Source organism: Streptomyces sp. rh34 (assembly GCF_002551245.1).
Classification (GTDB): domain Bacteria; phylum Actinomycetota; class Actinomycetes; order Streptomycetales; family Streptomycetaceae; genus Streptomyces.
On sequence record NZ_NTGZ01000025.1, the window covers coordinates 1 to 20,712 of the forward strand.

General features: G+C 71.5%; 19 protein-coding genes and 1 tRNA gene. 11 read left to right on the forward strand and 9 right to left on the reverse strand.

What is annotated here, in order from left to right; genetic code table 11:
- A partial coding sequence (locus CR470_RS08045; protein WP_143663787.1) for a DUF2510 domain-containing protein occupies positions 1-472 on the reverse strand: 472 nt, incomplete at its 3' end.
- A 247-nt stretch (positions 473-719) separates the two neighbouring features.
- Between CR470_RS08045 and CR470_RS08050 the strand changes: the two genes are divergently transcribed.
- A complete protein-coding gene (locus CR470_RS08050) occupies positions 720-1,202 on the forward strand; it encodes an SsgA family sporulation/cell division regulator (RefSeq protein ID WP_097866876.1) in 483 nt (160 codons plus the stop codon).
- 25 nt (positions 1,203-1,227) lie between these two features.
- On the opposite strand, the gene CR470_RS08055 is transcribed toward CR470_RS08050, so the two are convergent.
- On the reverse strand, positions 1,228-2,595 hold the full coding sequence (locus CR470_RS08055; RefSeq protein WP_097866877.1) for an FAD-binding oxidoreductase: 1,368 nt from the start codon (positions 2,593-2,595) through the stop codon (positions 1,228-1,230).
- A gap of 97 nt (positions 2,596-2,692) precedes the next feature.
- On the opposite strand from CR470_RS08055, the gene CR470_RS08060 reads away from it, so the two are divergent.
- Positions 2,693-4,357, forward strand: a complete 1,665-nt coding sequence (locus tag CR470_RS08060; RefSeq protein WP_097866878.1) for a tetratricopeptide repeat protein — start codon at positions 2,693-2,695, stop codon at positions 4,355-4,357.
- A 143-nt stretch (positions 4,358-4,500) separates the two neighbouring features.
- On the opposite strand, the gene hppD is transcribed toward CR470_RS08060, so the two are convergent.
- Entirely contained in the window at positions 4,501-5,646 is a 1,146-nt protein-coding gene (gene hppD / locus CR470_RS08065) for a 4-hydroxyphenylpyruvate dioxygenase (protein ID WP_097866879.1), read from the reverse strand.
- Positions 5,647-5,768: 122 nt separating this feature from the next.
- Between hppD and CR470_RS08070 the strand changes: the two genes are divergently transcribed.
- The 8 genes from CR470_RS08070 to CR470_RS08105 all read left to right on the forward strand — a co-directional run bounded on the left by CR470_RS08070 (position 5,769) and on the right by CR470_RS08105 (position 12,339).
- Positions 5,769-6,266 carry an Lrp/AsnC family transcriptional regulator gene (locus CR470_RS08070; RefSeq protein ID WP_097866902.1) on the forward strand — a complete coding sequence of 166 codons (498 nt, stop codon included), beginning with the start codon at positions 5,769-5,771 and terminating at the stop codon, positions 6,264-6,266.
- Between the two features lie 16 nt (positions 6,267-6,282).
- Complete coding sequence (locus CR470_RS08075; protein ID WP_097866880.1) at positions 6,283-6,930, forward strand: ABC transporter permease; 648 nt, start codon at positions 6,283-6,285, stop codon at positions 6,928-6,930.
- Entirely contained in the window at positions 6,923-8,194 is a 1,272-nt protein-coding gene (locus CR470_RS08080) for an ABC transporter ATP-binding protein (RefSeq protein WP_097866881.1), read from the forward strand. The genes CR470_RS08075 and CR470_RS08080 overlap by 8 nt, the downstream gene beginning before the upstream one ends.
- Positions 8,191-9,057 (forward strand): ABC transporter permease, encoded by an 867-nt coding sequence (locus CR470_RS08085; RefSeq protein WP_097866882.1) that lies wholly within the window; start codon positions 8,191-8,193, stop codon positions 9,055-9,057. Before CR470_RS08080 ends, CR470_RS08085 begins: the two co-directional genes overlap by 4 nt.
- Entirely contained in the window at positions 9,054-10,046 is a 993-nt protein-coding gene (locus CR470_RS08090; protein WP_373561393.1) for a glycine betaine ABC transporter substrate-binding protein, read from the forward strand. Before CR470_RS08085 ends, CR470_RS08090 begins: the two co-directional genes overlap by 4 nt.
- A gap of 77 nt (positions 10,047-10,123) precedes the next feature.
- Positions 10,124-10,750 (forward strand): winged helix-turn-helix domain-containing protein, encoded by a 627-nt coding sequence (locus CR470_RS08095; protein ID WP_097866883.1) that lies wholly within the window; start codon positions 10,124-10,126, stop codon positions 10,748-10,750.
- 46 nt (positions 10,751-10,796) lie between these two features.
- Complete coding sequence (locus CR470_RS08100; protein WP_097866884.1) at positions 10,797-10,991, forward strand: hypothetical protein; 195 nt, start codon at positions 10,797-10,799, stop codon at positions 10,989-10,991.
- Positions 10,992-11,016: 25 nt separating this feature from the next.
- Complete coding sequence (locus CR470_RS08105) at positions 11,017-12,339, forward strand: MFS transporter (protein ID WP_107489452.1); 1,323 nt, start codon at positions 11,017-11,019, stop codon at positions 12,337-12,339.
- On the opposite strand, the gene CR470_RS38675 is transcribed toward CR470_RS08105, so the two are convergent.
- From CR470_RS38675 to CR470_RS08120, 4 genes are all read right to left on the reverse strand, one after another.
- On the reverse strand, positions 12,299-13,087 hold the full coding sequence (locus CR470_RS38675; RefSeq protein WP_107489453.1) for a S16 family serine protease: 789 nt from the start codon (positions 13,085-13,087) through the stop codon (positions 12,299-12,301). The two genes, CR470_RS08105 and CR470_RS38675, sit on opposite strands and share 41 nt — an antisense overlap.
- A 160-nt stretch (positions 13,088-13,247) precedes the next feature.
- Positions 13,248-13,892, reverse strand: a complete 645-nt coding sequence (locus CR470_RS08110; RefSeq protein WP_018958460.1) for an IclR family transcriptional regulator — start codon at positions 13,890-13,892, stop codon at positions 13,248-13,250.
- A 496-nt stretch (positions 13,893-14,388) separates the two neighbouring features.
- Positions 14,389-16,173 (reverse strand): DEAD/DEAH box helicase, encoded by a 1,785-nt coding sequence (locus CR470_RS08115; RefSeq protein WP_097866885.1) that lies wholly within the window; start codon positions 16,171-16,173, stop codon positions 14,389-14,391.
- Between the two features lie 225 nt (positions 16,174-16,398).
- On the reverse strand, positions 16,399-17,913 hold the full coding sequence (locus tag CR470_RS08120; protein WP_097866886.1) for an MFS transporter: 1,515 nt from the start codon (positions 17,911-17,913) through the stop codon (positions 16,399-16,401).
- Positions 17,914-18,173: 260 nt separating this feature from the next.
- Between CR470_RS08120 and CR470_RS08125 the strand changes: the two genes are divergently transcribed.
- Positions 18,174-18,248: transfer RNA gene (locus CR470_RS08125), tRNA-Cys, on the forward strand.
- Positions 18,249-18,335: 87 nt separating this feature from the next.
- On the opposite strand, the gene CR470_RS08130 is transcribed toward CR470_RS08125, so the two are convergent.
- Together CR470_RS08130 and CR470_RS08135 are read right to left on the reverse strand one after the other, a co-directional pair.
- Positions 18,336-19,106, reverse strand: coding sequence for a hypothetical protein (locus CR470_RS08130; protein WP_097866887.1), 771 nt, complete (start codon positions 19,104-19,106; stop codon positions 18,336-18,338).
- Between the two features lie 220 nt (positions 19,107-19,326).
- Entirely contained in the window at positions 19,327-20,607 is a 1,281-nt protein-coding gene (locus CR470_RS08135; RefSeq protein ID WP_257138506.1) for a hypothetical protein, read from the reverse strand.
- Positions 20,608-20,712 lie beyond the last annotated feature (105 nt).

Here is a 20,712-nt window from a genome sequence, read left to right on the forward strand (position 1 = left end):
AGATGTGTATAAGAGACAGGTCCTGGGCCAGCGGCGCCCTCGGGTCGGCCTGCGGCGACGGGCGGCCGGCGGGCTCCTGCGCCGGACCGCCCCAGTCGACCCGGCGGTCCCGTTCGCCGCCGAAACCGTTCTGGCGTGCGGTGTCCGCCTGCCAGACGGACGCGGAGTCCGCGTGGTCCGGGGCGGGTTCACCGGGCCCCGCCGGGGCCACCGGGCCGTCCTGGAGGCCACCCCGGGGGCCGTCCTCCTCGTCGAAGAAGATCGGCCCGGTCTCCTCCACCGGCGCGTCCTGCGCACCGGCCGCGGGGGCGGCGGGGGCGGCGGTCGGACCGGTCTGCCGGGGCGCGGGGCGGCTCGTGCCGGGAACCCAGGACGCGCCGTTCCAGTACCGGACGTAGCCGGGGATGGAGGGGTCGGGGTAGTAGCCCTCACGGGGGCTTTCGTCACCGGGTGCCGGAGTTGGCGCGCTCATCAGCGGGTCCCGTATCTCTTCGAGGCCTCAGGCCGTCCCCGCCGGGCGGGCGGACGGCCTCAATACAAGGGTCCACATCTATCAGACAGCCGGCCGCCCCCGGGCCGGTCCACCTGTTTGGGACCACTTTCGGGACCGCATGAAGTTTTTTCGGGAAGTCGCGTAATAGGTGGCGGGGAGGGCGCTCTCTCCTTGTGCGGGACGGTCACGGGACCGGCCCACGAGCACCGGAAGGTTGTGCATTCTCATGCTGAGCATCGTGGAACGTGAGCTGGAGCTGAAGCTGGTCCTGTCCCCCGAGCGGTCCATCCCGGTACCCGCCCGGCTGACGTATCGCACGGACGACCCGTACGCCGTGCACATCGCCTTCCACATCGGCTCCGAGTCGCCGGTGCACTGGACGTTCGCCCGGGAGCTGCTGGTGGAGGGCGTGTTCCGGCCGTGCGGGCACGGGGACGTACGGATCTGGCCGACGAAGGTCGCGGGCCGCAGCGTCATCTGCGTGGCCCTCACCTCGCCCGACGGCAACGCCCTGCTCGAGGTGTCCTCGCCCGCCGTGGCCGCCTGGGTGGAGCGGACCCTGCGGGTCGTGCCACCGGGCGCGGAGAGCGACCGGCTCGGCATCGACGAGGCGCTGGCGGAGCTGCTGGCCCCCCTGCCGGCCGACGACCTCTGGCTCGGCGACCCGTGGTCGGCGGACGACGCGTCGTCCCAGGACGGCGAGGCGTGAGGGCGGCCGGACAGGAGGGCCGCTGTCAGAAGAGCTTGCCGGGGTTGAGGAGGCCGAGCGGGTCGAAGGCCGCCTTGATGGAGCGCTGCAGTTCGATGCCGGTCTCGCCCAGTTCGCGGGCGAGCCACTCCTTCTTGAGGACGCCGACGCCGTGTTCGCCGGTGATGGTTCCGCCCAGTTCCAGGCCGAGCGCCATGATCGCGTCGAAGGACGCTCGGGCCCGGCGGGACTCGTCGGGGTCGGTGTGGTCGAAGCAGACGGTGGGATGGGTGTTGCCGTCGCCCGCGTGGGCGCAGACGCCGATGGTGAGGTCGTACTCCTCGGCGATGGCGGCCGTGCCCGCGAGCATCGCGCCGAGCTGCGAGCGCGGTACGCAGACGTCGTCGATCATCGTGGCGGACTTGACGGCCTCCAGGGCGGTGAGCGACATCCGGCGGGCCTGGAGGAGGAGTTCGGATTCGGCGTGGTTATCGGCGGGGACCACCTCGGTGGCCCCGGCGGCGGTGCACAGCGCTCCGACGGCGGCGAGGTCGGCCGACGGGTCGGGGGTGTCGAAGGCGCAGAGCAGCAGGGCCTCGGTGGTCTCGGGCAGGCCCATGGAGGCCAGCGCGTTGACGGCACGCACGGTCGTACGGTCCATCAGTTCGAGGAGTGACGGGGTGTGACCACGCTCCATGATCCGGCACACAGCGTCACACGCGGCGGCGGCCGAGGAGAACTCGGCGGCGACGACGAGCTGCTGGGGCGGCTGCGGCCTGAGCGCGAGGACGGCCTTGACGACGATCCCGAGGCTGCCCTCGGAGCCGACGAAGAGCCGGGTCAGGTCGTACCCGGCGACGCCCTTGGCGGTGCGGCGGCCGGTGGTCAGGAGCCGTCCGTCGGCGAGGACGACGTCCAGGCCCAGGACGTACTCGGCGGTGACCCCGTACTTCACGCAGCACAGACCGCCGGACGCGGTGCCGATGTTGCCGCCGATGGTGCACGTCTCCCAGCTGGAGGGGTCCGGCGGGTAGTACAGACCGTGTTCGTTCACCGCGCGTGACAGGACGGCGTTGACGACGCCCGGCTCGACGACGGCGATCCGGTCGACCGGGCTGATCTCCAGGATCCGGTCCATCTTCACCAGGGACAGCACGACGCAGCCGTCCGAGGCGTTGGCCGCGCCGGACAGGCCGGTACGGGCGCCCTGCGGGACGACCGGGACGCGCAGCGCGGTGGCGGTGCGCATGACGTGCTGGACCTGCTCGACCGTGCGCGGGAGCACGACGACGGCCGGGGTGCCGGCCTCGCAGAAGCTCGCCATGTCGTGGGCGTAGGACGCGGTCACGTCCGGATCGGTGATCAGCGCTTCCGGGGGCAGTCCCGCGCGCAGCCGTTCGAGGAGATCGCTCATGGTCCGAGCGTGACACCCGGGGCCAATGGTGTGAACCCGTGGGCGGCGACGATCCCAAGGCGCGGTGTGCTCGTATGACTGACGCACAGTGAGGGCCATGGATGTCATGCCGCAGCAGGATCCGGAGTCGCGCCGGCCGCCCGAGCCGTCCCCGCAGGACCCCTACGTGATGCCCGCCGAAGGCGCCACCGCCGTACCTCCGCCGCCGCCCACCCTGCGGACGACGCTGCGCAGGGCCGCGGTCGGCGCGGTCGCCGCCGGGGTGCTGCTGGCCGGGGCGCTGGTGGCGGTGGAGGACGGGGAGGGCGACGGGCCGAAGGAGCCGGGGCCGGTCGAGCGGGCCGAGGCGGCGACGACCGCGGGCTCCCCCGCCTCGCTCTCGGACCTCACCGCGCTGATCGGGGACCGGAAGAAGTGGGTGGAGTCCCACCCGTCCGACGCCCCGGCCCTGGCGACGCTCGGCACGGCGTACGTGGAGTGGGCGCGGCGTTCGGCGGACCCGGCGTACTATGCGCGCGCCGAGGAGGCCCTGAAGCGCTCGCTGGAGGCGCGGGCGGGCGAGCGCGGGAACGAGGAGGCGTGGGTGGGCCTGGCGGCCCTGGCCAACGCCCGGCACGACTTCGTCGCGGCGAAGCGGTGGGGCGAGACCGTGAAGAAGCAGCAGCCGAAGGCCTGGAGCGTGTACCCGGTCCTCATCGACGCGTACACCGGGCTCGGCGACCAGAAAGCGGCGACCGCGGCGACGGAGAGGTTCGGCGAGCTGCGCAAGGGCGTTCCGGCGCTGGCCCGCACCGCCGAGCTGTACCGGGGCCAGGGCTGGCGCGAGGACGCGCTGGCCACCGCCCGGGAGGCGGCGGACCGGGCCACGCGGCCCGCCGAGAAGGCCGAGGCGCTGCACCGTCTCGGCGAGCTGGCCTGGGAGCGCGGCGAACCGGAGGAGGCGGTGGCGCAGTTCGACGCGGCGCTCCGCACGGACGCCGGTCACCACGCCTCGCTGGCGGGCCGGGCGCGGGCCCTGGTGGCGCTGGAGCGCACCGACGAGGCGCTGGCCGCGTACACGAGCGCGCTGGAGAAGCTCCCGCGGCCGGAGTACGCCCTGGAGCTGGGCGAGCTGTACGAGTCGCTGGGGCTGGACGGGGACGCCCGCACCCAGTACGCCGGGCTGCGCAAGATGGTGGCCGGGGCGAAGAAGGCCGGGGTCGACGAGTCCCTGCTGCTGGCCCGCTACGAGGCCGATCACGGGGACCCGGAGGAGGCGGTGGAGCTGTTGCGCGGCCAGTGGGCGAAGCAGCACCGCAGTGCGGCGGTGGCGGACGCGCTGGGCTGGGCGCTGCACCGGGCGGGCAGGTCGCAGGAGGGGCTCGGGTACGCGGAGCGGGCCGTCGGCACGGGCGTGCGGAACGCCTCGTACGCGTACCACCTGGGCGTGATCCAGCGGGAGCTGGAGGACTACGGTCCGGCGCGCCGGAATCTTGAGCAGGCCGTGCGCACCAACCCGGCCTTCTCGCCGCTCGCCGCGCCGCTGGCCCGTCAGGCGCTGGAGGCGCTGGGCGAGCCGCCACCGGGCGGGCCGGGCGACACGCAGCCGCCCCCACCGCCGCCTGCCCCGGAGCCGAAGCCGGAACCGAAGCCGGAACCGAAGCGGGAGACGAGGCCCGAGGCTCCGGCCCCCTCGAAGGCGGCCCCTTCCCCGTCCCCGTCCCCGGCCCCGTCGAGGACCGCGGAGAGCAGCCCGGCGGCCGAGGCCTCGAAGAGTCCGTGACGGGCGGCGGGTGACGGGGTGCCGTGAAGGACGTGGGCCGCCGCGGTCCGGGGTACTGCCCCGGGCCGCGGCGGCGTTCTGCGTGCGGGACGCGGATCAGGCGGAGCCGCGGCCCGGGGCCGAGCGGCTCGCGGACATGCGGCTCAGAGGTTGCCGCGCTTCTCCTGCTCGCGCTCGATCGCCTCGAACAGGGCCTTGAAGTTGCCCTTGCCGAAGCCCATGGAGCCGTGGCGCTCGATCATCTCGAAGAAGACGGTCGGCCGGTCCTGGACCGGCTTGGTGAAGATCTGCAGCAGGTAGCCGTCCTCGTCGCGGTCGACGAGGATCTTCAGCTCGCGCAGGGTCTCGACCGGCACCCGGGTCTCGCCGGCCCACTCGCCGAGCGTGTCGTAGTACGAGTCGGGGGTGTCCAGGAACTGGACGCCGGCGGCGCGCATCGAGCGGACCGTGGCGACGATGTCGTTCGTGGCGAGCGCGATGTGCTGGACCCCCGCGCCGCCGTAGAACTCCAGGTACTCGTCGATCTGCGACTTCTTCTTCGCGATGGCCGGCTCGTTGATCGGGAACTTGACCTTGAGCGTGCCGTCGGCGACGACCTTCGACATCAGGGCGGAGTACTCGGTGGCGATGTCGTCGCCCACGAACTCCTTCATGTTGGTGAAGCCCATGACCTGGTTGTAGAAGCCGACCCACTCGTTCATCCGGCCGAGCTCGACGTTGCCGACGCAGTGGTCGATCGCCTGGAAGGTGCGCTTGGCGGGCGGCTCGACGATCGGCGAGGCCGCCGCGAAACCGGGGAGGTAGGGGCCCTCGTAACCGGTGCGCTCCACCAGGGTGTGGCGGGTCTTGCCGTACGTGGCGATGGCGGCGAGGACGACGGTCCCGTGCTCGTCCTTGACCTCGTGCGGCTCGGTGAGGCCGCGGGCGCCGTGCTCCACGGCGTACGCGTACGCGGCCCGGGCGTCCGGGACCTCGATCGCGAGGTCGACGACGCCGTCGCCGTGCTCGGCGACATGGTCGGTGAGGAAGGTGCCCCACTCGGTGGACGGCTTGATCACGGAGGTGAACACGAAGCGGGCGGCGCCGTTGGTCAGGACGTAACTCGCGGTCTCGCGGGTGCCGTTCTCCGGTCCGGAGTAGGCGACCAGCTTCATGCCGAAGGCGGTCGAGTAGTAGTGCGCGGCCTGCTTGGCGTTGCCCACGGCGAAGACGACCGCGTCCATTCCCTTGACCGGGAAGGGGTCGGCCTGCCGGGCGGTTTCGGGGCTGGTGTGCAGAGTCTCAGTCATGTTCGAAGGCTCTCCCCCCATCGCAAGGTGCGCAACAGTTCGCACATCCACTGGTCAATGTGGACAGCGGATCGCCATGATGGCCGGACTATCTGTACAGGATGACCATCGAAGGCGGGCTCATGGCGATCGATCATCTGGACGGGCGGCTCATCGTGCTCCTGGCGCGCGAACCGCGGATCGGCGTCCTCGAAGCATCCCGGCGGCTCGGGGTGGCGCGCGGGACCGTGCAGGCGCGGCTGGACCGTCTTCAGTCGAACGGCGTCATCCGGGGATTCGGCCCGGACGTGGATCCGGCGGCGCTCGGCTACCCGGTCACCGCGTTCGCCACGCTGGAGATCAAGCAGGGCCAAGGGGCCGACGTACGAGCCCATTTGGGCGGCGTACCGGAAGTGCTGGAGCTGCACACCACCACCGGGCACGGCGACATGTTCTGCCGGCTGGTCGCCCGTTCCAACGCCGACCTTCAGCGGGTGATCGACCGGGTTGTCGGATTTGATGGCATTGTCCGGGCCTCCACGGCGATCGTCATGGAGAACCCGGTTCCCCTGCGGGTCATCCCTCTGGTGGAACAGGCGGCCGAGGACACCGACCGATCCGAGGCCCCGGGGCGTCATTGATCCGAAGGAGTGCCGTGTGAGCTTCTGGGAGTACCTGAGCACCCGCCACCAGCAGCTCCTCACGGACGCGTTCCAGCACGTCAGCGCGGTCTTCCAGTGCATGGTCATCGCCACCGTGCTGGGGGTGGTCATCGGGGTGGTGAGCTACCGCAGCGGCTGGGGCGGCTCGCTGGCCATCACCTCCACGGCGACGATCCTCACCATTCCGTCCCTGGCCGCGATCGGTCTGCTGATCCCGCTGGTGGGCCTCGGCGTCGCACCGACGGTGATCACCCTGACGCTGTACGGGCTGCTGCCGATCGTCCGGAACTCCGTCGTCGGGCTGCGGGGCGTCGATCCGTCGCTGGTCGACGCGGCGACGGGCATCGGGATGTCGCGGCTGGCGCGGCTGTGCCGGGTGGAGCTGCCGCTCGCCTGGCCGCCGATCCTGACCGGGATCCGGGTCTCCACCCAGATGCTGATGGGCATCGCCGCCATCGCCGCGTACGCCTCCGGGCCCGGCCTCGGCAACGAGATCTTCCGGGGCATCGCCTCGCTGGGCAGCGCCAACGCGATCAACCAGGTCCTCGCGGGCACGCTCGGCATCGTCGTCCTCGCCCTGCTCTTCGACGCCGCGTACGTCCTGCTGGGACGGCTGACCATCCCGAGGGGGATCCGTGCCTGAGACCGAGACCGACACCGGGGCCGCCGCCACGGGCGGGGCCGCCGCCACCTCCGGGGCCACCATCCAGCTGGAGAACCTCACCAAGAGCTACCCGGGCAACCCGAACCCGGCCGTCGAGAACGTGTCGATGGAGATCAGGGCGGGCGAGACCGTGGTCTTCGTCGGGCCGTCCGGCTGCGGGAAGTCCACCACCCTGAAGATGATCAACCGGCTGATCGAGCCGACGTCGGGCCGGATCCGTATCGACGACGAGGACGTCACCGACATCGACCCGGTGAAGCTGCGCCGCAAGATCGGCTATGCCATCCAGTCCTCCGGTCTCTTCCCGCACATGACGGTCGCGGACAACATCGCCCTGGTCCCGAAGATGGTCGGCTGGTCCAAGTCCCGGGTGAAGGGCCGGGTGGAGGAGATGCTCGACCTGGTGGGCCTGGACCCGCGCGAGTTCCACGGCCGCTATCCGCGCCAGCTCTCCGGCGGGCAGCAGCAGCGGGTGGGCGTGGCGCGGGCGCTGGCCGCCGACCCTCCCGTACTGCTGATGGACGAGCCGTTCGGGGCGGTCGACCCGATCACCCGCGACCACCTCCAGGACGAGCTGATCCGGCTCCAGCACGAGCTGCACAAGACGATCGTGTTCGTCACCCACGACTTCGACGAGGCGATCAAGCTCGGCGACCGGATCGCGGTGCTGCGGGAGCGCTCGCACATCGCGCAGTTCGACACCCCCGAGGCGATCCTCACCAACCCGACGGACGACTTCGTCTCCGGCTTCGTCGGCGCGGGCGCGGCCCTGAAGCGGCTGAACCTGACCCGCGTACGGGATGTGGGCATCGCGGACTTCCCGACGGTGACGGTCGAGGACCCGCTCCAGTCGATCTTCAACAAGCTGCGCAGCGGCCCGCACAACGAGCTGCTGATGCTGGACCGCCGCAACCGCCCGTACAAGTGGCTGCGGCGCGGCGACCTGATGCGGGCGCGCGGTTCGCTGGCGCGGGCCGGGCAGCTGGTGCACGACACGGTGACCCGGGACGCCACCCTGCACGACGCGCTGGAGGCGGTCCTCACCGACAGCGGCGGCCGGGTCGCGGTGACCGGGCGGCGCGGCGAGTTCATCGGGGTCGTCGACATGAAGACGCTGATGGACAACGTGCAGGAGCTGCTGGAGGCCGACCGGCTGACGGCGATGGAGCACCAGCACGAGCTGGAGGAGCTGCGGGTCCACCAGACGGAGCAGGAGCTGGAGGGGGGTGGCGGCGGCCGATGAGTCCCAGCCATCCGTCAGGCTCCGGCAAGGGCCCCGCCCCGACCCGGCCGCCGGGCGAACACGACGTCAAGGGCCACGCGTTCCACGACGAGGAGAGCGACCCCTCCCCCGCCCCGGCGGTGCCCGCGCGCCGGTTCACCTGGCGAAAGCTGGTGGTCCTGCCGGTGGTGCTGGCGGTGCTCCTGGTCGTCACCTACGTATGGATCACCAACACCCACCTGGACTCGATCGCGGAGAACTCACTGACCGGCGGCAATGTGCAGCTGCGCTGGTGGCAGCACGTGCGGCTGACGGCGATCTCCACGTTCTGGGTGCTGATCATCGCGATCCCGCTGGGCATCGCCCTGACCCGGCGGCGGCTGCGGAAGGCGGCCCCGGCGTTCACCGCGCTGGCCAACATCGGGCAGGCGACGCCCGCGATCGGCCTGCTGGCGCTGCTGGTGATCTGGCTGGGCATCGGCCCGCGGACCGCGATCATCGGCATCGTGATCTACGCGGTGCTCCCGGTGCTCTCCAACACGGTGGCGGGCCTGCGGGCGATCGAGCCGAACATGATCGAGGCGGCGCGCGGGATGGGGATGTCCGGCCGGGGCGTCCTGATGAAGGTGGAGCTGCCGCTCGCGGTGCCGCTGATCCTGGCCGGAGTGCGTACCGCACTCGTCCTGAACGTCGGCACGGCGACGCTGGCGACGTTCGGCGGGGGCGGCGGACTGGGCGACCTGATCACCTCGGGGATCCAGACGCAGCGGATGCCGGTCCTGATCATCGGCTCGGTGCTGACGGTGGTGCTGGCCCTGCTGGTGGACTGGCTGGCCTCGCTGGCCGAACTGGCGCTGACGCCACGCGGGCTGGAGGAGCGATGAGGAGGACGGCGTACGTTTCCCGGCGCCGGGCCCTGGTGATCGGCGGCCTGGCCCTGGCGGTGACGCTGAGCGGCTGCGGGCTCAAGAGCGGTTCGCCGATGGTGGACGACGTGTCGCCCGGGTCGGTCGGGCAGGGCGAGCCGCTCAAGGGCGCGACGCTGACCGTGACGTCGAAGAACTTCAGCGAGAACATCATCCTGGGCCAGATGACCGGCCTGGTGTTCAGGGCGGCCGGGGCGGAGGTCCTGGACCGGACGAACCTGCCGGGTTCGATCAGCGCGCGCGAGGCCATCATCAACGGCGACGCCGACGCCCAGTGGGACTACACCGGCACCGGCTGGATCACCTTCCTCGGCCACGCCGACCCCGTGGTCGACCCGAAGAAGCAGTACGAGGCGGTACGGGACGAGGACCGGGGCAACGGGGTGGTGTGGCTGCCGCCCGCCCCGCTCGACAACACGTACGCGCTCGCCATCAGCAAGAAGAACAACGCCAGGTACCGGCTGAAGACCCTTTCGGACGTGGCGGCCCTGGCGAAGAAGGACCCGGGCGCGGTGACGATCTGCGTGGAGAACGAGTTCGCCTCCCGCGACGACGGGCTGCCCGGCATGGAGAAGAAGTACGGGATGAGGATCCCGGCCGGCAACATCCGGAAGATGGACGCCGGGATCATCTACACCCAGGTGTCCGAGTCCGACTCCTGCCTGCTGGGCGAGGTGTTCACCACCGACGGGCGCATCAAGGCCATGAACCTGGACGTCCTGGAGGACGACGAGAACTTCTTCCCCAACTACAACGCGTCCCCGGTCATCCACGAGGCGACCTTCGAGAAGTACCCGGTGATCGCGGAGCTGCTGGACCCGCTCGCGAAGAAGCTGACGACCGAGGTCGCGCAGACGCTGAACGCCAAGGTGGACGTGGACGGCGAGGACCCGCACGAGGTGGCGAAGGACTGGCTGGTGGCGGAGGGGTTCATCGGGGAGGGGTGAGTTGCCAAGGGATCGCTGCAAAAGTCCCGTTGCAAAAAAGCCTTGCAAAGCATTCTTTGCATCTCTACTGTCGAAGTATGCCGGAGAACGAGAACGACCAGAACGACCCGCGCCCCTATCGCCACGACGGAACCGACCGCAGGGTCCACACCATCGACGCCCGCACGCTGCGCGCGGTCGCCCACCCCCTACGGCTCCGACTGCTGAACACGCTGCGCGAGTTCGGCCCGGCCACCGCCTCCAAGCTCGGTGAGCGGCTGGGCGAGTCCAGCGGAGCGACCAGCTACCACCTGCGCCAGCTGGCGGAGAGCGGACTGGTCGAGGACGCCCCGGAGCTGGGCAAGGGCCGCGAGCGCTGGTGGCGGTCGGTGCACGACGGCACGATGTTCCAGGCTGCGGACTTCCGGACGCACGCCGACCCCGAGGTGCGCGGGGCCATCGACTTCGTCCTGCACGAGACAGCCACCGCCCACGCCCAGGATCTGACCACCTGGCTGGGCACGCTGGGCGACTGGCCGGAGGAGTGGCAGCGCGGCTGGGACATGAGCGACTTCAAGATCCGCCTCACTCCGGAACTCGCTCTGGAGCTGGCCGAAAAGGTCCACGAACTCGTGGAGAGCTACCGCGGCGTCGTCCCCGAAGGCACCGAGGGATCGGCCCTCGTCCAGACCCACCTGCACACCTTCCCGCGCCCCTCCGAATGACCCCACCGCACACCACAACGCCCCGCCACCCGAAGGGAACCCCGTTATGCACGCCGACGTCCACCACCTCCTGCACGTCACCCGAGCCGCCGAACTCCACCACACGGCAACGCCGTTCCGCCTCCCCCGCACCAGCCTGCGCACCCGGGTCGGCTGGGCCCTGGTCGAGGTGGGTCTGCGCCTGACGACCCGGAGCCGGGAGGCGACCGCGGCTCGCACCGCCGCCTTCCATCCGGTCTGACCACCGACTCGGGGGAGACAGCACCATGGGGAACCGCACCCCGCTCGCCGCCACGCTCGCGGCCAACTCCATCTCGACGGCGGGCACGTCACTGACGCTGATCGGCGTCCCCTGGTTCGTCCTGGAGACCACCGGCAGCGCGGGCCGGGCCGGAGTGGTCGCCTTCTGCGCCACCCTGCCGATCGTCGTCGCCGCGCTGATCGGCGGACCGGTCATCGACCGGATCGGCCGCCGCCGGGTCGCCATCGCCTCCGACGCCGTGTGCGCGTCGGCCATCGCCTCGATCCCGCTGCTGCACTTCGCCGACGTCCTCGACTTCTGGATGCTGTGCGCGCTGATGGCGGTCAACGGGTTCGCGCACACCCCGGGCAACACCGCGCGCTACGTCCTGATCCCGGATCTGGCCGAGCACGCCGGCACCACGCTCCCCCGGGCCGCCAGCCTCTTCGACGCGGTCTCGCGCGGGGCCCGGATGGTCGGCGCGGCGCTCGCCGGAGTCCTCATCGCCTTCGCCGGCGCGGAGACGGTCCTGCTGCTGGACGCGGCGACGTTCGCCCTGTCCGCCCTGCTGATCGCCGCAGGCGTACGGGGGATCCGCGCGGCCGAGCCGCGGAAGGCCGAGGCCCCGGTATCGCTGCGCACCTACGGCTCCGAACTCCGCGAGGGATACGCCCACGCGCTGGGAAACCGGCTGTTGTTGGCGATCGTGGTCATGGTGATGTTCATGAACGGCACCGACCAGGGCTGGTATGCCGTGCTGCTTCCGGTGCACGCCGAGAGCGAGCTGGGCGGTGCGACCTCCATCGGACTGCTCACCGCGCTGTTCGGGGCGGGCGGGCTGGTGGGGGCGCTGCTGTACGGGGCGGTGGGGCACCGGTTCCCCCGCCGGGCGGTGTTCACAGTGTGCGTGATCCTGTGCGGCGCGCCGAGGTTCCTGGTCGCCGCGGTGACCGGGACGACGCTCCCGCTCGCGGTGACGATGCTGCTCGGCGGGATCGCGGGCGGCGTGCTGAACCCGATCCTGACGACGGTGATCTACGAGCGCGTGCCGGACCGGCTGCGCAGCCGGGTGTCGGGGGCGCTGACGGCGGGGTGCGAGTTCGCGATGCCGCTGGGCGGGCTCGCGGCCGGGCTGCTGGTGGAGGGCGCCGGGGCGACGGGGGCGCTGCTGCTGATGGGCGGGGTCTACTTCCTGGCCACGCTGAGCCCGCTGGTTTTCCCGTCCTGGCGGACGCTGGACGACGGGCCGGTGACGGAGCCCGTACTGCCGGCGCCACCCGTGGCACAGTCGGTGCCGTCGGTGCAGGTCAGCAGCTCGGCACCGGCCCGCCCGTCTCCAGGGCCTTGAGCGAGCCGACCGCGTCCTTCAGCGTGGAGACGGGCACGATCCGCAGCCCGTCGGGCGCCTCGGCCTCCGCCTGAGCGCACTCGGCCTTCGGCACGAGGAAGACGCTCGCCCCGTCGCGGTGGGCGCCCTGGGCCTTCATCGACACCCCGCCGACCGCGCCGACCTTGCCGTCCGCGTCGATCGTCCCCGTACCGGCGATGGTGCGGCCGCCGGTGAGGTCGCCGCCGGAGCCGTTGCCGTCGAGCTTGTCGATGATGCCGAGGGAGAGGAAGAGGCCGGCGCTCGGGCCGCCGACGTCGCCGAGGTCCACCTCGACGCGCATCGACCCGGGCTCGCGGTCCAGGTAGTTCAGGGCGGCGTCGACGGCGACGTTCTGCGACTGCTTCATGTCGTCGAGGTTGTGCTTCTCGATCTCCTTCTCGGAGCCGCCGGTGGGGTAGACGGAGTCGCGCGGCATGACCGCCCGGTCGGTCCGGAACCAGCCGTCGATCACCTCGCCGACACGGACGTCCGCCTTCGGCCCGGTGGCGAGAATCGTCGTCATCCTCAGCTGCCCGTCGGTGGGCCGGGTCTCGGCGCCGGTGATGGTGATCACCGGCCGCCCGTCGTCCTCGCCGAGCACGTCCGCGGTCAGTCCGGGCCGGGCCAGGGTGAACGGCAGCGGTGCGAAGGCCGCCGTACCGAAGAGGGCGAGGACCGGCAGCGCGCAGAGGGCGAGGACGCGGGGGCGCGTGAGACGAGTGAGCACGCACCCAATCTAACCGCCGCCCTCCGGCCGGAACGCGCCAGGCGTGCGCCGCCCTCGGCGCCGCCCTCCACGACGTTTCGCCCGCACGCCGGCGACGCCTTTGACGCGTACCGGCCGGGGAGCGCCTGGGCGGGCGCGGGCGCTCCCGGCCGGTACGGGCCTACCGCAGCGCGTCGGCCACTTCCCGGGCGGCGTCGAGCACGCGGGGCCCGACCCGTTCCGGTACGGCGTCGGCGAGCATGACGACGCCGACGCTGCCCTCCACGCCCGAGACCCCGACCAGGGGCGCGGCCGCCCCGCTGGCCCCGGCCTCGAGTTCGCCGTGGGTGAGGGTGTATCCGGGGTGTCCGGCCTCCGTCGTCTGCCGGGCGGACAGGATGGCCCGGCCGGCCGCGCCCCGGTCCAGCGGGTGCCGGAAGCCGGCCCGGTAGGCGACGTGGTAGTCGGTCCAGGTGGGCTCGACGACGGCGACCGCGAGGGCGTCGCTGCCGTCGACGAGCGTGAGGTGGGCGGTGGCCCCTATGTCCTCGGCCAGGGAACGCAGCGCGGGCAGCGCGGCCTCCCGGACGAGCGGGTGCACCTGTCGGCCGAGCCGCAGCACACCGAGGCCGACGCGGGCGCGGCCGCCCAGATCACGGCGGACCAGTGCGTGCTGCTCCAGCGTGGCGAGCAAACGGTAGACGACGGTCCGGTTGACACCGAGCTTGTTGGACAACTCCGTGACGGTCAGGCCGTGATCGGTGTCGGCGAGCAGTTTGAGGACGCGCAGTCCTCGGTCGAGCGTCTGGGAGGTTTCCGCTGTCACGACGCCCTCTCCTCTTCGGGGTGAGCGACGACGGTCCTGCTCCGGCGGGGTTGCGACGCCGGTCCCAGCGGCGACGCACGGAGAGGCCGCCGGCCTGGCAAGGCACCGGCTGCGCTCCGCGGCGGCGTTGCCACGGGGCGTTCATATGGCGGGGACAGTAGCGAGCCAGTCCGCTCAGCGGAAGTCCTCGTCCAGAATCCGGTCTCCGGACACGGAGCCCCGGAACGGCGCACGCATAAGGGCCGGTCAGCGGGACGGCGTCCGGAAAGCGAACATCTACGCGCGTTCACGTGTCACGACACCGACAGGACCGCAGTGCACAGATGTGAACCAACGTTAACAGTGTGTGAACGGCCATCGTGAAAATTTCCCGCCCCCAACGGCCGGAACCGTCTCCACGGAAGCCGGGAGCGTCGCCGCCCTGCCCGGGAACGCCGTCGGCCCGTACGGAGGTTGATCCTCCGTACGGGCCGACGAAATCGGACGGCACCGGGGGTCACGTCATCCGGGTCGCCCACTCCTGGACCTTCACGATGCGCTGCTGGATCTGGTGGGCCGTGGCCTCGGCGCTCGGCGGGCCGCCGCAGACCCGGCGCAGCTCGGTGTGGATGACACCGTGGGGCTTGCCGCTCTGGTGGGTGTAGGCGGAGACCATCGTGTTGAGCTGCTTGCGCAGGCTCAGCAGCTGCTTGTGGGTGACCACGGGCCGGGCGTCGGCGGGCTTCTCCAGGAGGTCGGCCTCCTCGGCCGGCTTCTGGCGGCTGTGCGCGATCTGCCGGCTCTGCCGCTTCTGGAGGAGGAGCTGGACCTGGTCGGGTTCGAGGAGCCCGGGGATGCCGAGGTAGTCCTGCTCCTCTTCGGAGCCGGGGTGGGCCTGCATGCCGAACTCGGCGCCGTCGTACAGCACGCGGTCGAAGACGGCGTCGGACTCCAGCGCCTCGAAGGGCAGCTGCTCCTCGGTCTCCTCGTCCTCCAGCTTCTCCGCGTCGGCGAGGAGCTTGTCCTCCTCGGAGAACGGGTTCTCCTCGTCGCTGCCCTTCTTCGGCTTGTCGAGCACGTGGTCGCGCTCGACCTCCATCTCGTTGGCGAAGTCGAGGAGCATCGGGATCGTCGGCACGAAGACGGACGCGGTCTCGCCGCGCCTGCGGGAGCGCACGAAGCGGCCGACGGCCTGGGCGAAGAAGAGGGGGGTGGAGATGGTGGTCGCGTACACGCCGACGGCGAGGCGCGGCACGTCGACGCCTTCGGACACCATCCGCACCGCGACCATCCAGCGCGACTCGTCCGCGCTGAACTTGTCGATCTTCTTGGAGGCGGCCTTCTCGTCGGAGAGGACCACGGTCGGCGTCTCGCCGGTGACCTTCTTGAGGATCTTGGCGTAGGCGCGTGCCGACTCCTGGTCGGTCGCGATGACGAGGCCGCCCGCGTCGGGGATGCCCTTGCGGACCTCGGTGAGCCGCTTGTCGGCGGCGGAGAGCACGTTGGGGATCCACTCGCCGGTGGGCGCCAGCGCGGTGCGCCAGGCCTGCCCGATGGCGTCCTTGGTCATCGGCTCGCCGAGCCGGGCGGCGATCTCGTCGCCGGCCTTGGTGCGCCAGCGCATGTTGCCGCTGTAGCTGAGGAAGATGACCGGGCGGACGACGCCGTCGGCGAGCGCGTTGCCGTAGCCGTAGGTGTAGTCGGCGGAGGAGCGGCGGATGCCGTCGTTGCCCTCCTCGTACGCGACGAACGGGATCGGGTTGGTGTCCGACCGGAACGGCGTACCGGTCAGCGCGAGCCGCCGGGTCGCCGGGTCGAACGCCTCCTGGCAGGCCTCGCCCCAGGACTTCGAGTCACCGGCGTGGTGGATCTCGTCGAGGATCACGAGCGTCTTGCGCTGCTCGCAGCGGTTGCGGTGCAGCATCGGACGGACGCCGACACCGGCGTACGTCACGGCGACCCCGTGGTAGTCCTTGCTCAGCGGGCCGGCGCTGTAGTCGGGGTCGAGCTTGATCCCTATCCGCGCGGCCGCCTCCGCCCACTGCTTCTTGAGGTGCTCGGTCGGGGCGACGACGGTGATCTGTTGTACGACATGGTGGTGCAGCAGCCACGACGCGAGGGTCAGCGCGAACGTGGTCTTGCCCGCGCCGGGCGTCGCGACGGCGAGGAAGTCGCGCGGCTGCTCCTGGACGTACCTCTCCATGGCGCCCTGCTGCCAGGCTCGCAGCTTCCCGGCGGTGCCCCAGGGGGCGCGGCCGGGAAAGGCGGGTGAGAGGTGGTGGGAGGCGGTGGTAGTAGTCACGGTCTCCGGTTCGGGGCTCTCGGGTACGTGGGGCGCTGTCCGCACCGGACCCGGCCCTGATCGGCCCGGCCCGCGATACGACAACCGGGCCACCTTACCGGGGGCCCGGTGAAGATCTCGTACGAACGAGCCGTGGTGCGGTTCCGTTGAGACGCTCTTCACAGCGATGCCCGCGGGGCCGGTATCCGACCCGCGGGCGGGCTCCGAAGCCCGCCCGCACGCCGCTCACCCGGCGTGCTTCTCCCGCACGACGACCCGGGTCGCCACCCAGGCCCCCGCGAGTGCCACCCCCGCCATCGGCAGGAACACGGCGGCGAACGCACCCGGGTGCGAGCCGGCGGCTCCGGCCTCCACCGCCCCGTGCGCGGCCGCGCCCACCGCCCCGCCGCCGAGCGCGGCGAAGGCCGCGCCGCCTCCGGCCAGGAGCAGCACGTTGGAGAGCCCGTCGGAGATCTGGAGGGCGGCGGAGTTGGAGCCCGCCTCCTCCGGGGCCGACAGCTTCAGCAGCAGCACACTGGTGGAGGCGATCACCATGCCCATCCCGAAGCAGCCGAAGGCCCAGGCGACGGCGACGGTCCAGACCGGGACCCCCTCGATCAGCACGGAGGGCGCCACCGCGATCGAGGCGGCGACCAGGACCATGCCGCTGACCATCAGCCGCTCCCGGTGGGGCTCCATGCGGGGCCGGGACTGTACGAACGAACCGAGCGCCCAGGTCGCCCCGCCCACGGCCAGCGAGAGCCCGGCCATCGTCGGGGACAGCCCGCGCTGGGTGACCAGCATCAGCGGTACGAAGGACTCGGCGGCGACGAACGACCCGGCGGCGACCCCGCGCAGCAGGACCACCGAGGGCAGCCCGCGCCCCGCCCGTACGGTCCCGGTGGGCAGCAGTCCGCGTACGGCGGGCACCAGCAGGGCGACGCCGAGGGCGGCCGGCAGGAGGGCGAGCCAGGTGAGCTCCTGCCCCGCGTACTGGAGCAGCCCCGCCCCGGCCGATATCCCGAGGGCGAGCCGGATCCGGCGGCGGTCGTACGGTTCGTTGGCGGCGGCCGGGTCCGCGGGCCCGGAGGCCGTCCGCCGGATCGCCGGGAGGGCCAGGACGAGCGGGATCACGATGAGCGCCGGGATACCGACGAAGACCCAGCGCCAGCCGAGGTGCTCGGTCACCGTCCCGGAGGCCAGCGGCCCGACGACGGAGGGGATCACCCAGCTCGCGGCGAAGGCGGCCAGGATCGCGGGCCTGATGCGCTCGGGGTAGGCCCGCCCGATGACCACGTACAGGGCGACGATCACCAGCCCGCCGCCGAGTCCCTGGACCGCCCGGCCGGCGATGAAGATCCACATGCTGGTGGCCGCCCCGGAGAGCAGCAGGCCGACGCCGAACGCGGTGATCCCGGTGGCGAGCGGCTGGAGCGGCCCGCGCCGGTCGGCCCACTGCCCGGAGAGGACCATGGCGAACAGGCTGGTGGTGAAGTAGGCGGAGAAGGCGAACGCGTAGAGGGGGATCCCGTTCAGTTCACGCGCGGCGACCGGCATGGCCGTGCCGACCGCCGTGGCCTCGAACGCGATGAGGAACACCACGGAGACGATGCCGATGCTGAGCGCCCGGTAGGTGCGCCCGAGGACCCCTTCGACGGCTGCGAGGGGGATGTCGGACAGCGGGTCCGGGGAGTGATCGTCGGTCGCGGGCGGCGCGAGGTGTGCGGCGTCGGCGCCGTCACGCGGTTCGAGGGCGGTCATGGGCCCAGCGTAAGAGGCGTGGAGCGGTTTGAACCCTGTCCATGTGCGGCACCGCACTCGGCCCTTGGTCGTAGGTCCCGAGCCCCGGCAGCGGACCGGGTGTGAACGGCGTATGGCAGTCGCGTTGCGGGCCCGCCCGATGCCTTGAGGCGGCGGACGACGGCCCGTAGCGTCGTGGACGGCAAAGAAACACAGCAGAGGACAGCAGAGAAACGCAGCAGGAGAACAGCAGGAGAACAACGCCACACAGCACCCCACCCGACCGTGTGCCCGAGAGGCTCAGGGGCTCGACTGCAACTCGAGTTACACCGGTTCGAATCCGGTCACGGTCTCCATCGCGAAGTGGCCGTCCCCACGACAGGGGGCGGCCACTTCCGTGTCCGCACGCAGGGCGGCCGACGCCAGGACAACCGGCCGGTCGGTCAGCCGGTCTTCAGGGCCTTCATCGCATCGCGCGTGTCGCTGATCAGCTCAGCCCGATACGCGAGCATCTCCGGTTGGTCCGCCACATCGGGCAGACGGTCCCGTCCCTGGTCGATGTCCGGAGGAGACATCCAGGAGGACAGGGTGAGTGTCACGACGGCACCGCCGTCCACCACCTGCACGCGCATGGAGTCGTCCTCCATGATCAGCAGATACGCCAGGTCGCCGAGGTCCGGTACGCGCTCCACCCGCTCCACGCCCGAGCCGTCGATTTCCGTCAGCGTGCCGCTCGCCTCGAACCCGGGGCGCGGGTCGGTCTCCTTGTGCAGCTCGGCCGTGAGGGCCGCCTGATAACCGGTGGACCAGCCCGAGGCCTCCTCGCCGTCCGGCGCCGGAATCACCGGCGCCGTGAAGTCGACGGTGCAGCGAATGCGGTGGAGGGCGGGGTGCTCGATGCCGTCCAGCCCGGTCGACGGCTCGGACGCCGGCTCCCCCAGCGCCTCGGCGAGCGCCTTCAGCCGCACCGCCGCGCAGGAGCCGGACTCCACGCGGTAGCCGCGCGGGTCAGGCTTCCGGTCGCCGCCGATCCCGTAGCCGAAGACCGCCGTCGCCCACACCGCCGACGCCGTCAGCGCCCCGGCGACGGCCCACAGCACTCCCCGCCACCGCCGCCCGCCGCCGGCGGGCCCCCGCCCCGGATCGAACCCGCTCACCACGTCCGGGGGCCGCCCCGGCCCGGGCTCGCCCACCAGCTCCGGTTCAGTGATCACGTGCTGGCTCTCCCCTGGTCGGACAACGGCACGAACCTTCGGACGGGTCCGGTCCTTCGCGGCATTCTCCGGCTGACCGGGCCGGTCCGAAAGTGTCCAGGTGTCCCGCGTCCCCCGCCGCCCCGGGGAGCTTCCCGCTCCGGCGGGGACGCGAAGGGCCCCGCACGGAACCGGGAAGCCGAGGGTTCACGTGCGGGGGCCGCTCACAGGGCGTGGGCCGTCAGACGCCGACCAGGGTGTACGTACCCGTACCGTCCTGCCTGCCGCTGGAGTACTGGCGGATGAACTCCCCGTCCACGTACCGGTCGTGGCCCATCATCGACCCGGTGTACTTGTTCTGCACACCGATCTTCGAGCTGCCGGGTACGTCACGGTAGATGAAGAACCGCTGGAGGTCGTCCTCCGCGCAGGAGGCCGTCATCAGGACCGCCCGGTCGGTGGCCGCGTTCGGCGCGGCGATGGTCGCGCACCGGCCGTTGCCCCAGTTCCACAGGGTCGCCTCGATGACTCCGTTGGCCTCCGTCACGTTGCACAGCCGCCAGTGGTCCAGATGGGCACTGAAGATCGTCGAGGGCCGCAGGCGGACACCGTCGTCCGCCAGGAGCGGCGCGCCCCAGGACAGGGGCTTTCCGGGCACAGCGATCTTGTAGACCTGCGTCTGGCAGTCGAGAGCGGCCCGCGCACTGCGTCCGGTGGCCCCGGGCTGTTCGGCGGACATGCCGCTGGTGCGGGCCGGGGGCTGCGCGAGGCGGTCCTGGTCCTGTCCCTGGTCCTGCTTCTGCCTCTGCTTCTGCTTCTCCGTCGGTGCCACCGCACCCGCCGGGTGCTCGGCCTTCGCGGCGGGCGAGCCGCAGTCGAGGAGCCCCTGCGCCTTGGCCATGATGCTGCCCGCGGGCACCGCGTCCTGGCAGCTCACCGCGCCTTCCTCAAGGGTGGTGTAGGTGGTGAAGCTGCCACCGCCGGGACCCTCGGCCCACTTCAGCAACCAGCTTCCGTCGCTCTGCTGGGAGCGGTTGCAGTTGAGGCTTCCGTAGGTACCGGTGACCTTCTTCGTGCCCTTGTAGACGCCGTAGTAGCCGGGCTGGTTGAAGCTCCATGCAACCGTGTTCGACTCGCTGCTGGTGGAGGCGTAGTCAACCTTCACCTCCAGACCGAGGCTCGCTTTGGCCGCTTCGAGGGTCGCGACGGCGAAACTGCCCTCGACGCCGCCGGTGAGACCGACGGAGACCGTGATGACCGTCTCGGTGCTGGTGACGACGGTGTGGTTGCCGGTGGTGCCCTCGGTGACGTACCAGCCCTTGAAGTGGGTGATCGTCGGGGACACTTCGGTGTTCTTGACGTACGGGTGGCGGGTGCCGAGGTCGGCCGCGGTGCAGGCGCCGCCGAGCTGGGGTGCCGTCGTGGCGGTCGGTACCGCGGCGGCGGGTGAGGCAGCGGCCGGTGAGGCGGCGAGGCCCATGGCGGCGAGCGCTACGGCGACCGCGGGGGCGGTCACCGCCATGAATGATCTGCCGGTATGGCTTCTGGTTCCTATGGGACGCATAACTGTCTGTTTCCCCCTGGTCGTGTCTGTCCGGACCGGACAGAGGTGAATGTAGCGGCCACA

What these genes read in the sequence shown, in the direction of transcription:
- CR470_RS08105 (WP_107489452.1), top strand. Translation starts at nt 11,017, where the DNA reads ATGGGGAACCGCACCCCGCTCGCCGCCACGCTCGCGGCCAACTCCATC.
- CR470_RS08095 (WP_097866883.1), top strand. Translation starts at nt 10,124, where the DNA reads ATGCCGGAGAACGAGAACGACCAGAACGACCCGCGCCCCTATCGCCAC.
- CR470_RS08060 (WP_097866878.1), top strand. Translation starts at nt 2,693, where the DNA reads ATGGATGTCATGCCGCAGCAGGATCCGGAGTCGCGCCGGCCGCCCGAG.
- CR470_RS08090 (WP_373561393.1), top strand. Translation starts at nt 9,054, where the DNA reads ATGAGGAGGACGGCGTACGTTTCCCGGCGCCGGGCCCTGGTGATCGGC.
- CR470_RS08120 (WP_097866886.1), bottom strand. Translation starts at nt 17,913, where the DNA reads ATGACCGCCCTCGAACCGCGTGACGGCGCCGACGCCGCACACCTCGCG.
- hppD (WP_097866879.1), bottom strand. Translation starts at nt 5,646, where the DNA reads ATGACTGAGACTCTGCACACCAGCCCCGAAACCGCCCGGCAGGCCGAC.
- CR470_RS08050 (WP_097866876.1), top strand. Translation starts at nt 720, where the DNA reads ATGCTGAGCATCGTGGAACGTGAGCTGGAGCTGAAGCTGGTCCTGTCC.
- CR470_RS08135 (WP_257138506.1), bottom strand. Translation starts at nt 20,607, where the DNA reads ATGGCGGTGACCGCCCCCGCGGTCGCCGTAGCGCTCGCCGCCATGGGC.
- CR470_RS08070 (WP_097866902.1), top strand. Translation starts at nt 5,769, where the DNA reads ATGGCGATCGATCATCTGGACGGGCGGCTCATCGTGCTCCTGGCGCGC.
- CR470_RS08055 (WP_097866877.1), bottom strand. Translation starts at nt 2,595, where the DNA reads ATGAGCGATCTCCTCGAACGGCTGCGCGCGGGACTGCCCCCGGAAGCG.
- CR470_RS08100 (WP_097866884.1), top strand. Translation starts at nt 10,797, where the DNA reads ATGCACGCCGACGTCCACCACCTCCTGCACGTCACCCGAGCCGCCGAA.
- CR470_RS08085 (WP_097866882.1), top strand. Translation starts at nt 8,191, where the DNA reads ATGAGTCCCAGCCATCCGTCAGGCTCCGGCAAGGGCCCCGCCCCGACC.